7 protein-coding genes are annotated in these 14,149 nt (G+C 71.5%); 4 read left to right on the forward strand and 3 right to left on the reverse strand.

What is annotated here, in order from left to right; translation table 11 throughout:
• Positions 1–683 precede the first annotated feature (683 nt).
• A complete protein-coding gene (locus tag ACFW0G_RS40150; RefSeq protein WP_378330775.1) occupies positions 684–989 on the forward strand; it encodes a hypothetical protein in 306 nt (101 codons plus the stop codon).
• A 114-nt stretch (positions 990–1,103) separates the two neighbouring features.
• On the opposite strand, the gene ACFW0G_RS40155 is transcribed toward ACFW0G_RS40150, so the two are convergent.
• The 3 genes from ACFW0G_RS40155 to ACFW0G_RS40165 form a co-directional block, all read right to left on the reverse strand.
• Positions 1,104–2,066: an NAD-dependent epimerase/dehydratase family protein gene (locus tag ACFW0G_RS40155; protein ID WP_378330776.1), complete on the reverse strand. Its 963-nt coding sequence runs from the start codon at positions 2,064–2,066 to the stop codon at positions 1,104–1,106.
• Positions 2,067–2,106: 40 nt separating this feature from the next.
• On the reverse strand, positions 2,107–3,399 hold the full coding sequence (locus ACFW0G_RS40160; RefSeq protein ID WP_378330777.1) for a nucleotide sugar dehydrogenase: 1,293 nt from the start codon (positions 3,397–3,399) through the stop codon (positions 2,107–2,109).
• A 69-nt stretch (positions 3,400–3,468) separates the two neighbouring features.
• The gene (locus ACFW0G_RS40165; RefSeq protein ID WP_378330778.1) at positions 3,469–4,140 is read right to left on the reverse strand and encodes a PIG-L deacetylase family protein; all 672 of its coding nucleotides are present in this window, start codon (positions 4,138–4,140) and stop codon (positions 3,469–3,471) included.
• Between the two features lie 323 nt (positions 4,141–4,463).
• Here ACFW0G_RS40165 and ACFW0G_RS40170 point away from each other — a divergent pair, with 323 nt between their 5' ends.
• The 3 genes from ACFW0G_RS40170 (at position 4,464) to ACFW0G_RS40180 (ending at position 14,088) form a co-directional block, all read left to right on the forward strand.
• Entirely contained in the window at positions 4,464–4,592 is a 129-nt protein-coding gene (locus ACFW0G_RS40170) for a hypothetical protein (protein WP_378330779.1), read from the forward strand.
• Between the two features lie 90 nt (positions 4,593–4,682).
• A complete protein-coding gene (locus ACFW0G_RS40175) occupies positions 4,683–12,980 on the forward strand; it encodes a beta-ketoacyl synthase N-terminal-like domain-containing protein (RefSeq protein ID WP_378330780.1) in 8,298 nt (2,765 codons plus the stop codon).
• Between the two features lie 58 nt (positions 12,981–13,038).
• The gene (locus tag ACFW0G_RS40180; protein ID WP_378330781.1) at positions 13,039–14,088 is read left to right on the forward strand and encodes a nucleotide disphospho-sugar-binding domain-containing protein; all 1,050 of its coding nucleotides are present in this window, start codon (positions 13,039–13,041) and stop codon (positions 14,086–14,088) included.
• Positions 14,089–14,149: the final 61 nt, after the last annotated feature.

A 14,149-nucleotide genomic window follows, 5' to 3' on the forward strand; every position in this document is an offset into this window, starting at 1 on the left:
ACCGCCCGCCGCATCACCCTGCGACTACCAGCCAACTGGCCCTGGCAGCACAGCTACCAAGCCCTATCCACCGCCACCGGCACCCGAACAGCCTGCCCCCCCCGCCCCGACAACCCAGACCACAGTGGACACACCGGATGCGACGGCCGGCAATCCACCACACCCACCAACCAAAAACACAATCAACAACAACACCCAAGAACAACAAACAAACCCACCGGTGGATCCAGGATCAACGCCCCCAACGGAGCGTTCGCGACAGCGAGCGGCGACAAGTGCTGCCGGGGCGTGGTCAGCCGGGCGGGTGCTGAAGGACGCTTTCAGTGCGTTGACTGGGGTGAAGGACGCCTTGAGTGCGTCGAGTGCACCGAAGGCGTCCTTCAGCACCCCGGCCGCCGGGCTTCACCACGTCCGGCGGCACCTATCGGCGCGCCCGCCCGTCCGCGTGCCGTGAATGCCACATTGACGGACTTGAAGTCCCTCAATGTGGCATTCACGTATTTCGAGTCCACAAAGGACGACTCCGGACCGTGATCATGGTCCGGAGCAAGGCAACTCCATCGGGGGTAGGGACATCCCCACCTCGGGTTCGCAGGCGGGCCCCATGTCCGTGGCGGTCGTTTCCCGGAAGGCTGGAGGACAGCAAGAGCGAGGAAACGGCACTGTGGAAGGGACCGAGCGCGATGCTGGTTCGTACGACCCCCGGCGTGACGCCGACCGTGCTCCCGGACGGGAACCTGGAACTGGCCTGCGCGGTCACCGGTGAACGGGTCCGGTGCGGCCCCACGGGCGCCGCGATGTGGATCGCGCTCAGGCAGCACGCCGGGAGGCTCGACCACGCGGCACAGACGCTCGCCGGGGTGTGGGGCCGCGATCCCGGCCGTACGCGTGCGGAGATGGCCGCCTGGGCGCGGCGGCTGTGCGACGCCGGGCTCCTCGAATGCGACGCGGAGGCGGGCCGGTACGAGCGCGAGGACGGTGTGGCGTGAAGCCCGCGGACAGACGAATGCCTCCGCGCCGGCACTGGGAGACCGGCGCGGAGGCAAGGGCCACGCGGGCCGGGCGTAGGGGGCGCCCGGTACGCGTGGCGGTGGATCGCCGGGTCAGGGGGCGCGACGTTCGGCGATCACGGCGGTGATGATGTCGTCGAGATCGCGGGCCGGCCGGAAGCCGATCCGCTCGCGGGCCTTGCGGCAGTCGGGCACGCGCCGTTGCATGTCCTCGAAGCCGGCGCCGTAGGCCTGGTCGTAGGGGACCTTCACCATCCCGCCGGTGGAGCCGGTCGCCTTGATGACCCGCTGGGCGAGCTCGGTGATGGTGACCTCCTCCGAGTTGCCCAGGTTGTACACCGTCCCGTGGCCCGCCTTGTCCTCCAGCAGCGCCAGCAGCGCCGGGACGACGTCGTGCACGTGGCAGAAGCAGCGGACCTGCTGCCCGTCGCCGAACACCGTGATCGGCTCGCCCGCCAGCCCCTGCTCGACGAAGCGGGGGATGACCATGCCGTACCGCCCGGTCTGGCGCGGGCCGACGGTGTTGAACAGGCGGACGATCACCGTGGACAGGCCATGCTCGACGCCGTAGAGATACGTCAGTGTCTCGTCCAGCGCCTTCGCCTCGGCGTAGGACCACCGGCTCTTCAGCGGCGAGCCGACGATCCGGTCGTCGTCCTCCGACAGCCCCGACGCGGTGTTCTTGCCGTAGACCTCGCTCGTCGACGCGACCAGGATCGGCACCGCGTGCCGTCGCGCGGCTTCGAGCACGGTCTCCGTGCCGTGGAGGTTCGTGCGGAGGCTGTCGAGGGGTTTGTCGAGGATGGTGAACACGCCGACGGCGGCGGCGAGGTGGAAGATCGCGTCCACCCCGGTCATGCAGCCTTCGATCGCTTCGGGATCGCACACCGAGCCTCGCACGAAACGCAGCCGCGGGTCGTCGGCGACCGCGGCCAGGTTGCGCTCGCTGCCGGTGCTGAGGTCGTCGAGCACGACCACCTCGTGGTCGAGGCCGAGCAGATGTTCGGTCAGGTGGGAGCCGATGAAACCGGCACCGCCGGTGATCAGGAAACGCATCGTGCGGGGTTCCTTTCCCTGGCGTCGCCGCCGTGTGTGCTCAGACCGGCTGGGGGTGTTCGGCCGCCGCGGCGGAGTCGAACCGGTAGGTCGCGTCGACCACGATCGGGCAGTCGGTGATCCAGCCGTGGTCGTGGCCGGGGTGCACCGTGTGGATCAGCACGAGGTCCCAGTCCGCGCCGTCGGGGTCGATCGCGCTGTCGGCCACCGTGCCGTCCGGCAGCGTCACCCGCATGACGAGCGGATCGTAGTAGTCGACCTTCGCGCCCCGGTGCGACAGATGGTCCATGATGTCCAGTGCCGAGGACGAACGGACGTCGCGCACGCCGGGCTTGTAGCTGACCCCGGCCACGATCACGCGGGCCCCGCCGAGCCCCTTGCCCGCCGCGGACAACGCGTCGATCACCCGGTCGACGACCTGCTTCGGCCGTTCCGCGATCGAGTGCATCGCCTGGCTCACCAGCGGCGCGGCGCCCCGCGTCTCGCGCAGCTGCCAGAGCAGGTAGTGCGGGTCGCACGGGATGCAGTGGCCGCCGACGCCCGGGCCGGGGTGGAAGGCCATGAACCCGTACGGTTTGGTCGCGGCGGCGTCGATGACCTCGATCGGGTCCAGCGCCAGTCCGGTGCAGATGTCGGCGAACTCGTTGGCCAGCGCGATGTTGACCGCGCGGAAGGAGTTCTCGTACAGCTTGGTCATCTCCGCGGCCTCCGGGGAGGCGACCCGGTGCACGGCGGGGGTGAGGACCTCGATGACGCGCTGGGCCCGTTCGCCGCACGCCGGGGTGACCCCGCCGAGCACCCGCGGGGTGTCCTGCTGGGTGTGGGTGACGTTGCCGGGGTCGATCCGTTCGGGGCTGGAGGCGACGAAGATGTCCTCGCCGACGGTGAATCCCTTGTCCTGCAACGGATCGACCAGCATCCGGGTGGTGGTCCCGACGTAGCTGGTCGAGGTCAGGATCAGCACCTGGCCGCGGGTCGCGTGCGTCAGCAGGGTTTCGCAGGCGCCCTGCAGCGGCCGCAGGTCCGGCAGCTGGTAGCGGTCGACCGGCGTCGGCACGCAGACCAGGACCGCGTCGGCCTCGGCCAGCCTGCTCACGTCGGTGGTGAGCTCGAAACCGGCTTCCTGCAAGGATTTGTCGAGCCTGCGCTGATCGGCGTCGATGAGATCGGCGTCGCCGGATTCGATCGCCGCCAGCCTCGACGGGTCGTGGTCGATCCCGATCACGTTCAGCCCGCCGGCGTGCAGGCCGAGCGCGGTCGGCAGGCCGACGTAGCCCATGCCGATCACAGCGACCGAGGAGAGCGCCGCCGGATCGCCCGGAGATTCCTTCACTGTCATGGATTTTGCCATTTCACCCTCAACCCGCATTCCCTTGTGGACGGTTGGCTCGGCGTGGGGTGGCTACAGCACCGCACGGACCAGTTCGAACGCTTCGGCGAATTCGGTGGCCACCTGGGAACCCCGGTATTCGGCCAGCGCCCGCACCCCGCGCTCGCTGCGCGGGTTCGGCCATGGCTCGACCTCCTTGCCGTAGGAGCGCAGGGCCTCGAGCTTGCGGTCGAGGTAGGCCTCGTCGATCGGCTGCCAGCAGTTCGGGCGGAAGGCAGGCGAGATTCCGGAGGTCTCCCCGAAGTCGGTGGCGGACCGGATCTCGAAACTGCGGATCTCGCGGACGCTGCCGCGGCCGGGACGGCCTGCGACGCGCGCGGCCCTGGCCACCAGCTGGTGGTCGAGGCTGAGGTCGGCGAGGCTGGTGGTGAACACGGTGTCCGGTTCGAACTCACGGACCTCCCGCTCCACCACGCGGTTGAGCTCCAGATGCCCCACGGTGTCCAACCGGTTGTCGCCGAACTGGTTGACCTGCAACCGTTCGATGCCGAGCACCTTCGCGGCCGACTCGATGGCCGAAAGGCGGTTGGTCACCCCGGCACCCGACGCCGACCGTGACCCGTCGTCGTTCGTCAGCACGCAGAGGGAGACCGTGACGCCCAGATCGGCCAGGTGTGCGATGGTGGCCCCGGCGCCGAGCGTTTCGTCATCGCCGTGAGCGACGACGACGAGGAGCCTGTTCATCGTTCTTTGCATGATGATCCGTCACCGTCTTTGTCGGGAGCGGTACAGATGACGCTCCGGAAGTGTTTACCCACGGGATGTTTTCGGGCCGGCCGTGTCGGGCCCGGCCACCGGGAACGCGCTTTCGGCGAACGCCCCGGCTTTTTCAGGCTTCGCTGAGGCCAGAATTTGCCAGCTTCGGTGAGGGCGGGCAACCCCTAGCCTGGTTCGCGGGGTTCCGCAATGCCGAGGTGAATGGCGAGGGATCCGGCGGGGCGCGCGCCGTCCGGCGGCCCCGCCCTGTTCTCAGGGGTGCCCGGTGCCCGGCTAGGGGTGGGTACCGCATGGTCCCGCTCGTAAGGTGGGACGCGTTGTACTGGGGTCAGCCGGTGCGCGGACGACGGTTCGCCGTCGGCACGCCGCACCGGCCGCGGAACAACTCCGGGAATTCCGCGGCGCTCGGCGAATGGTGACGGCCGAATTCGGTTTTCGCTTCGCCCTGCTGGAGGGAAAGCATCACGGCCCGGGCGAGGAACATGCCAAGAAGGAGAAGTGAGGGCTAAGTGGAGAAGTCCGATGACAAGCTGGTCGACGCCCTCCGTGCCGCGCTGAAGGAGACCGAGCGTCTTCGTGAGGAAAACCGGAAGCTCGCCGACGCCGGCCAGGAGCCCATCGCGATCGTCGGTATGGCGTGCCGTTTCCCGGGGGACGTCAGCACTCCGGAGGAGCTGTGGCGGCTGGTGAGCGAGGGCCGCGACGCCGTCGGGGAGTTCCCGGCGGACCGCGGCTGGGACCTGGAGCGCCTGTTCGATCCGAGCGGTGAGCGGCCCGGGACCAGCTACGCCCGCGAAGGCGGCTTCGTCCATGACGCGCCGCAGTTCGACGCCGGCTTCTTCGGGCTCGGAGAGCGTGAAGCGTTGTTCACCGACCCTCAGCAGCGGCTGCTGCTGGAGACGTCGTGGGAGGCGTTCGAGCGGGCCGGCATCCCGCCGCTGTCGGTGAAGGGCGGCCCGGTCGGCGTGTTCACCGGGGTGATGTACCACAACTATCCCGGCGCCTACGGTTCCTCCGGCGTGGTCTCCGGCCGGGTGGCCTACACGTTCGGCCTCGAAGGCCCCGCGGTCACTGTGGACACCGCGTGCTCGTCGTCGCTGGTGACGCTGCACCTCGCGGCTCAGGCCCTGCGGCAGGGGGAGTGCACGCTGGCGCTGGCGGGCGGCGTCTCGGTGATGAACTCCCCGCGAACCTTCGTGGAATTCAGTCTCGACGGGACGTTGTCCAGTGACGGCCGCTGCCGGTCGTTCGCCGAGGACGCGGACGGCATCGGCTGGTCCGAGGGCGCCGGGATGCTGGTGCTGGAGAAGCTTTCCGACGCACGCCGCAACGGCCATCCGGTCCTGGCGGTGCTCCGGGGGAGCGCGGTCAACCAGGACGGCGCGTCGAACGGGATGACCGCCCCGCGCGGTCCCGCGCAGCAGCGGGTGATCCGCCAGGCGCTGGCCAGTGCCGGGGTCCTGCCCGAGGAGATCGACGTCGTGGAGGCGCACGGCACCGCCACCGCGCTCGGCGACTCGATCGAGGCGCGGGCCCTGCAGACCGTGTACGGCAGGAACCGGCCCGAGGGCAGGCCGCTGTGGCTCGGGTCGATCAAGTCGAACCTCGGGCACTCGCAGGCCGCCGCCGGGGTCGCCGGCGTCATCAAGATGGTGCTGGCGCTGCGGAACGAGCAGTTGCCCAAGACGCTCCACGTCGGCGAGCCGAGCCATCGGGTGGACTGGGCGTCGGGCCCGGTCGAGCTGCTCACCGAGCCGGTGGCCTGGCCGCGGGACGGCAGGGTCCGGCGCGCGGCGGTGTCCTCGTTCGGGATGAGCGGCACCAACGCGCACGTGATCATCGAGGACGCGCCCGAGCAGGCGGCCGAACCCGTTTCGCGTACGGGCGGTCCCGTTCCGTGGGCGTTGTCCGGCAAGAGCCCGGAGTCCCTGCGCGCCCAGGCGGACAAGTTGCTGCGGCACCTGCGCGAACGGCCGGATCTCGACCCGGCCGACGTCGGCAGGACGCTGGCGACCGGCAGGTCCGCCTTCGAGCACCGGGCCGTCCTCGTCGGCGACAGCCGGGACGAACTGCTGCGCGGGCTCAGCGGAATCGCCGCCGGTGACCCGGTGCCCGGACTGGTCGAGGGGATCGCCAGGGGTGAGTCCTCGACAGCGTTCCTGTTCTCCGGCGCGAACGCGCGACTGGCGGGTCTGGCGCGGGAGCTGGGCGAGACGTTCCCGGCCTTCGCCACCGCCTTCGACGCGGTGAGCGCCGAGCTGGACGAACACCTGCGTCGACCGGTCCGCGAGCTGGTCGGCGGCCCCGCCGTTCTCGACGACGCCGAGGTCGCCGCCGTGTCCTTCGCGGCGGGCGTGGCGTTGGCGCGGCTGCTCGATTCCTGGGGCGTCCAGCCGGATCAGGTCGCCGGGACAGGAATCGGCGAGGTGTCCGCCGCGCACTTCGCCGGAGTGCTGTCGCTGCCCGAAGCCGCCGAGCTGGCCGCCGCCACGCCCGAGCGGTTCACGGAGATCGCCGAGCGGATCACCTTCGCCGAGGCCGTCATCCCCATCGTGTCCGCGCGGGCCGGCGAGGCATTGACCGCCGAAACGCTGCGTTCGTCCGCTGAGGGATCCTTCGCCGCGGCGGTGCGCGCGCTGGAGGGCGAGGGCAGCAACCGGTTCGTCGAAATCGGGGCGGGGCAAGAACTCTCTGCCGCGGTGAGGGAGAACCTGACCGGCTCGGCGGAGTACACGGCCGTCGTCCCGGTGCTGCCGGACGAGCGCACCGGCCCCTCGGGGGTCGTCGCCGCACTCGCCCAGCTGCACACGCGAGGTGTCTCGCTCGACTGGAAGACCTACTTCGACGGCCAGGGCGCGCGCACCGCCGACCTGCCGACCTACGCGTTCCAGCGGGCGCACTACTGGCTCGAACCCGTTTCGGCGCACGGCGATCCGGTCGTACTCGGGCTGGAGCCCGCCGACCATCCGCTGCTGGGCGCGGTCACCGTCGTCGGTGAATCGGACGCCGTCGTCCTTTCCGGACGGTTGTCCCCCGACACGCATCCCTGGCTCGCGGACCACGTTCTCGGCGGGAAGACCGTCCTTTCCGGAGCGGCCTTCGTGGAACTCGCGATCCGGTCGGGTGACCGGGTCGGCTGCTCCCGGATCCGGGAGCTGACGCAGGAGACCCCGCTCGTGCTGCCGGACTCCGGCGGCGTACGGATCCAGGTGAGCGTCGCCGCGCCCGACGACTCGGGTGCGCGCTCGTTCGCCGTGCACTCGCTCGGCGGGGAACGCGCCGTCCTGCACGCCACCGGTGTGCTCACGTCCGCGACCGGCGCGCACGCGCCCGAGTTGGCCTCCTGGCCCCCGGCGGGCGCGGAACCCGTTGCACTGGAAGGGTTCTACGAAGAGCTGGCCGGGCGTGGGCTGGCCTACGGGCCGGTGTTCCAAGGCCTGCGGAACGTGTGGCGGGCCGGGGACGAGATCTTCGCCGAGGTGAGCCTGCCGGCGGAGAAGCGGGCGGGCGCCGGCGGTTTCGGGCTGCATCCGGCGGTTCTCGACGCGGCCGCGCACGCTTTCGCGCACAGTCTCGGCACCGAAGATGTCGTCGTGCCGCGTTCGTGGTCGCAGGTCGAGCTGTTCGCCACCGGCGCGATCGCGGTGCGGGTCCGGCTCCGGCCGCTGCCCGGCGCCGAGCCCGCCGTCACGATGGAGATCGCGGACGTCGACGGCGAACCGGTCGCCTCGATCGGCGCGCTCACCCTGCGCAAGGTGCCCGCCGAGACCGTCGCCGCATCAAGGGCCGCGGCCAAGGCCCGGCCCGGTGCGGGAACCCGCCGTGCGGCGGCGAAACCGGCGACGGCTGCCGCCGAGCCGGGCCCGCTGCCCGCCGAGGCGGCCGACGCCGACCCGAATTCGCTGCGGGCCCGGTTGCTCGGGCTCGCGCCCGGCGACCGGCTCAAGGCGGTGCGCGAGCTGGTCACCGAGCACGTGGCCGCCGCGCTCGGGCACGGCTCCGTCCAGCTCATCGACGTCGACCGTGCCTTCAGCGATCTGGGCTTCGACTCGCTGCTCGCCGTCGAGCTGCGTAACCGGCTCAACGCGGAGACCGCGCTGGAACTGGCGCCGACCGTGGTGTTCGACTATCCGACCGTGAGCGAACTCGCCGCGCAGCTGCACGAGCTGCTGGTCGGCGAACTCGGGGGAGCGCGGGAAACGGTCCGCGCGGCCGTCGCGCCGGTCGGCGCGCCCGACGAGCCGATCGCGATCGTCGGGATGGCCTGCCGTTATCCCGGCGGGGTCGGCGCGCCCGAGGACCTGTGGCGGCTGGTGGCCGAGGGCGGCGACGGCATCGTCCCGTTCCCGGCCAACCGGTCCTGGGACCTCGACCACTGGCTCGGCCTCGTCACCGCGTCCGGCAAGAAGCCACAGGGCGGTTTCGTCCCGGACGTCACCGACTTCGACGCCGCGTTCTTCGGGATCAGCCCGAAGGAAGCGGTGATGATGGAGCCGCAGCAGCGGATGCTGATGGAAAGCTGCTGGGAGGCGCTGGAACGGGCCGGGATCGAACCCGCTTCGCTCAAGGGCAGCCAGACCGGCGTGTTCGCCGGGGTCATGCAGTCCGACTACGACCCGGGCCCGTCGGGCACCATCGAGAGCAACGGCCTGTTCCGCAGCACCGGTGTGCTCGGCAGCGTGGTCTCCGGCCGGGTGTCCTACGCGCTGGGCCTCGAAGGTCCCTCCGTCTCGATCGACACCGCCTGTTCGTCCTCTTTGGTCGCCTTGCATTCGGCGATCCAGGCGCTGCGCAACGGCGACTGCTCGCTCGCGCTGGCGGGCGGCGTTTCGGCGCTGACCTCGCCCAGCCCGTTCGCGCACTTCGATCCGGGCGGCACCGCCGCCGACGGCCGCTCCAAGGCGTTCTCCGCGGACGCCGACGGGATCGGCTGGTCCGAGGGCGTCGGCGTGCTCGTCGTGCAGCGGCTTTCCGACGCCGTGCGGGAGGGCCGCGAGGTCCTGGCCGTGATCCGGTCGAGCGCGGTGGGCCAGGACGGCGCGTCCAACGGCCTGACCGCGCCCAGCGGTCCGTCCCAGGAACGCGTGATCCGCCGGGCGCTCGCGCTGGCCGGGCTCGAACCGTCCGATGTGGACATGGTGGAGGCGTCGGCGACCGGCTCCACCCTCGGCGACCCGATCGAGGCGGGCGCGCTGCTTTCGGTCTACGGCAAGGAACGGCCCGCCGAACGGCCGCTGTGGCTGGGCTCGGTCAAATCGAACATCGGGCACTCGCAGGCGGCTTCCGGTGTCGCGGGCGTCATCAAGATGGTCCAGGCGCTGCGGCACGGCCTGCTGCCGAAGACCCGGTACGCGGACAATCCGACCACGCAGGTGGACTGGTCGTCGGGCCATGTCCGGCTGCTGCCGGACACCATTCCGTGGGAGACCGGCGGACGGCCGCGGCGTGCCGGTGTGTCCTCCTTCGGCTACAGCGGAACCAATGCGCACGTGATCCTCGAACAGGCTCCGGAAACCGCGGCGGCCGAACCCGTTTCGACCGCGCACCACGGGATCCCGCTGCCGACGCTGGTCTCCGCGCGCAGCCGGGAGGCGCTGCCCCTGCAGGCCGGACGCCTCCGCGCGCACCTCATCGAGCATCCCGAAGCAGACGCCCAGGACGTGGCCTACTCGCTGGCCGCGTTCCGGGCGGTGGGGCAGCACCGCGCGGCCGTGTTCGGCGCGGACCGGGAGGATCTGCTCGAAAAGCTCGAGGCGCTCGCTCGCGGCGAGGAGTCCGAGTCGGTGTTGCGCGGTACCGCGCGTGCCGACGTGAAGACGGTGTTCCTCTTCTCCGGCAACGCCGTCGTGCGGCCGGGTACCGGGCGGGAGCTGTCCGCGGCGTTCCCGGCGTTCGCCCAGGCATTCGCCGACGCGAGCGCCAAGTTCGACCCGTATCTGGACCGTCCGCTGACCGAAGTGCTGTTCGGCGAGGACGACTCTGTCGGCGCGCAGCTGCTGGAGCAGGTCAGTTTCGCCGAGGCGGCGCGGTTCTGCGTCCAGGTCGCGCTCTTCCGGCTGCTGGAGTTCTGGGGCCAGCGGCCGGGGCAGGTCCTCGGCCATTCCGGCGGCGAGGTGGCCGCGGCCCACGTGGCCGGCGTGCTGACCCTGACCGACGCGGTGAAGCTGGCCGCGACCCGCGCCCAGCTGCTGCAGGAACTCCCGGCCGGGGCGGCGCATTCGACGCGGGCCGGCGAGGTCGCCGAAGACCTGCTCGAAATCGCGGAGGAACTGACGTACGCACTGCCCCGGCTCCCGATCGTCTCGACCGTCACCGGCGCCTTCGCGACGGACGAACTGACCGATCCCGAGCACTGGGTGGCCAACCTGCGTGAGCCGGTGCGCCTGTTCGACGCGGTGCGCACGCTGGAAGCGACCGGGGTGGAGCGGTTCGTCGAACTCGGCGGCGGGCTCACCGGGCAGATCCGCGAGAGCCTGTCCGAGATCAGCGAGGACACGACCTTCCTCTCCGTACTGGACGCCGGTCGCGCCGAGACCGACGCCGTCCTGTTCGCGGCCGCCCGGTTGCATGTGGACGGACTCGGCATCGACGGCGAGCGGTTCTACGTCGGCCGCGACGCGCGGCGGGTTCCGTTGCCGCCGTACGCGTTCCACCGCAAACGGTACTGGCCCGACGTCGACATGGAGGCCGTCCGCGCGGGCGGTCACCTGGCGGGCACCGGGCTCGACTCGACCGGCCACCCGCTGGCGGGCGCCGCGGTGCGGCTCGCCGATTCGGACGGTGTCGTGCTGACCGGGCAGCTTTCCGCGAGCAGTCACCCGTGGCTGGCCGAACACTCGGTCGGTTCGCGGATCGTCGTCCCCGGCGCGGCCTTCGTCGAACTCGCCGTCCGCGCGGGTGACGAGGTCGGCTGCGACCGGGTCGCGGAACTGACCGTCGACGTCCCGCTCGTGCTGGCCGAGCGCGGCAAGGTCCAGGTACAGACGGTGGTCGGCGCGCCGGACGCGAGCGGCGTCCGGACCGTGTCGGTGCACTCGCGGCCGGACGACTCCGGCGCGCCGTGGGTCCGCAACGCGCACGGGCTCCTGTCGCGGGGCACCGTCGCCGAGCCGGTCGCGCTCGACGAATGGCCGCCGGCCAAGGCGGAGCCGGTGGCGGTCGACGGGCTCTACGACCGGTTGTCGGGACAGGGGTTGAGCTACGGTCCGGTGTTCCGCGGCCTGCGTGCCGCCTGGCACCGGGACGACGTGGTGTTCGCCGAGGTGAGCCTCGATCAGGAGACGAGCCTGCAGGCGGACCGGTTCGGCCTGCACCCGGCGGCGCTGGAGGCCGCGCTGCACGCGATCGGCCTGCGGACCGGGGGCGGCCTGGCGCTGGCCTGGAGCGGAGTCGAGCTGCACGCTTCGGCGGCGGCCCGGCTGCGGGTGCGCATCACCCCGGCGCCCGACGGCGGGTTCGCCGTCGACCTGGCCGACCAGGCGGGCAAACCGGTCGCCACGGTGGAATCGGTGACGCTGCGGCCGGTGGTCGACGTGGAACGGGCACTGGTCACCGAAGGCGAGACGGCTCCCACCCCGATGGCCGCTCCCACGCGCCGCAACGCGAGCGCGTCAGGCACGGCGGATCCGGACGGGCTGCGCCAGCGGCTGGCCGGGCTTGCCAAGGGACAGCGGGAAAAGCTGCTCGTCCGGCTGGTGCTGGACCATATCGCCGCGGTGCTCGGGCACGTCGAAACCGACGCCGTCGATCCGCAACGGCACTTCCTCGAATCCGGGTTCGACTCGGTGACCGCGGTCGGGCTGAGCCGCAGGCTCGCCGAGGCGACCGGCCTGCACCTGCCACCGACCGTGGTGTTCGACGAACAGACCCCGATGGCGCTCGCCGCGTTCCTGCTGAAGGCCATCGAGAACGACACCGCCGAAGAGACGGCCACCTCCGCGGTCGCCGCGTCCGACGGCTTGAAACAGCTGTTCTCCGAAGCGGTGCGGACCGGCAAGTCGTTCGAGGGGCTCACCCTGCTGATGACCGCGGCCAAGCTCCGCCCGGCGTTCGGATCGGCCGCCGACGCCGGGCCGGTGCCGTTCCCGGTCCGGATGGCCGACGGTCCCCGGCGTCCGCAGCTGCTGTTCCTGAGCAGCCCGGCGGCGATGGGCGGTTCGTACCAGTACGCCAAGCTGGCCTCGCAGTTCCGGGACACGCGGACGTGCTGGGGCCTCTCGCTGCCCGGCTTCCTGGAAGGGGAGCTGGTGCCGGACTCGGCCGAGGCGATGGTCGACGTCGTCGTGGAGAGCATCCGCATGTCCTTGGGCGGTGACGACTTCGTCCTGGTCGGTTACTCGTCGGCGGGCATCCTCGCCCAGGCGGTGGTGGCCCGGCTGGAGGAGGCCGACCTGGCGCCGCGTTCGCTGGTCCTGCTCGACACCTACGCCGCGAGCGGTGAGGACGTCCAGGGCAAGGACCAGGCGGAACGGGACCAGGTCGTGCTGGGTCTGACGGCGGGGCTGCCCGAACTGGAGGCACGATACGGGCCGTTCGACGGCACCAAGCTGACCGCGATGGCCCGGTACGTGGACCTGCTGCCGCGGGTCGAGCTGACCGACGTCGCCACGCCGAGCCTGCTGATCCGGCCCGACACCCGGTTCGACGCCGAGACCGCGGACCCGGACAGCGCGAACCCGGACGTCTGGCGGACCACGTGGAGCCGCGCGAACGCGACGGTGACCGTCCCCGGCGATCACTTCAGCCTGATCGAAGGCAGCGCGGCGGCCACCGCCGGTGCCATCGAGGACTGGCTGGCACAGGCGTGATTCCCCCATCCATCACGGGTTCCCGGCAGGGCCGCCCCAGGAGTCGAAGGAAGTTCCGATGCGCGTTCTGCTGACCGCACCGTCTTCGGTGTCCCGGCTGCACGGCCTGGTGCCGCTGGGCTGGGCGTTGCGGACGGGTGGGCACGAGGTGCAGATAGCCGGGCGCCCGCGGTTCACCGAGGAGGTCAACCGGACCGGGTTCGTCGCGGTGGCCGTGGGGAAGGACCTGCCGGACGACGCCGAAGACTGGCTCGCCGATCCCGACGCGGCGGCCGGTCTGGCGGACTACGCCCGGCGGTGGAAGCCGGATCTGGTCGTCTGGGAGGAGCACGCCCCGGCCGGCGCCGTGGCGGCCAGGGTCACCGGGATCACCGCGGTCCGGATGCTGGGCCTGGCCCCGGACCGGGACCGGCTCGCGGAACGGCTCGAAGCCGGGCTCGCGGTCCACGGCCTGTCGCCGGATGAGAGCGTCCTGACCGGCCGGGCCACTTTGGACCGTGTCCCGCCTTCGCTGCGGCCGGAACCCGGCGACGGGCATGTGCCGCTGCGCTACCTCCCCTACAGCGGGCCCGCGGTGGTGCCTTCGTGGTTGCGGCGCAAACCGCGGCGGCAGCGGATTCTCCTGACGCTGGCCGAGCCCGCCGCGGCCCCGGCGGCGTTGTTCGACGCCATCGCCGAACTCGACGCCGAGGTGATCTGCGAGCTGCCGGCCAAGGAGGTCCCGGCCGGGGCGCGGGTGCCCGCCAACCTGCGGCTGTTCGACTCGGTGCCGGTGAACGCCGTGCTGGGGACCTGCTCCGCGGTCGTCCACGATGGATCGTCGACGACCGCGATCACCGCGCTGGCTCACGCGCTGCCGCAGTGCGTGGTGTCCGCGGTGCCGGAAAAGGACGGATCGTCGCTCGCGCACCGGATCGCCGGACAGGGCGCCGCTGTGCTCGCCGGCCGGGGCGAGGATGCCGCTGTCCTCGCCGAGCGGATCGGGCTCGCGGTGTCCGATGACGCCGTCCGGGAAGCGGTCGGACGGCTGCACACGGAGATGGCCGCGATGCCGAGTCCGCACGAACTCCGGCCCGAGCTGGTGCGGCTTGGCCGGGCGGAACGCTGAAGGACGCTTTCAGTGCGTTGGCCGTGGTGAAGGACGCCTTCAGTGCATTGAGTGCACCGAA

The organism is Amycolatopsis sp. NPDC058986, assembly GCF_042741125.1.
In the GTDB taxonomy this organism is placed as follows: domain Bacteria; phylum Actinomycetota; class Actinomycetes; order Mycobacteriales; family Pseudonocardiaceae; genus Amycolatopsis.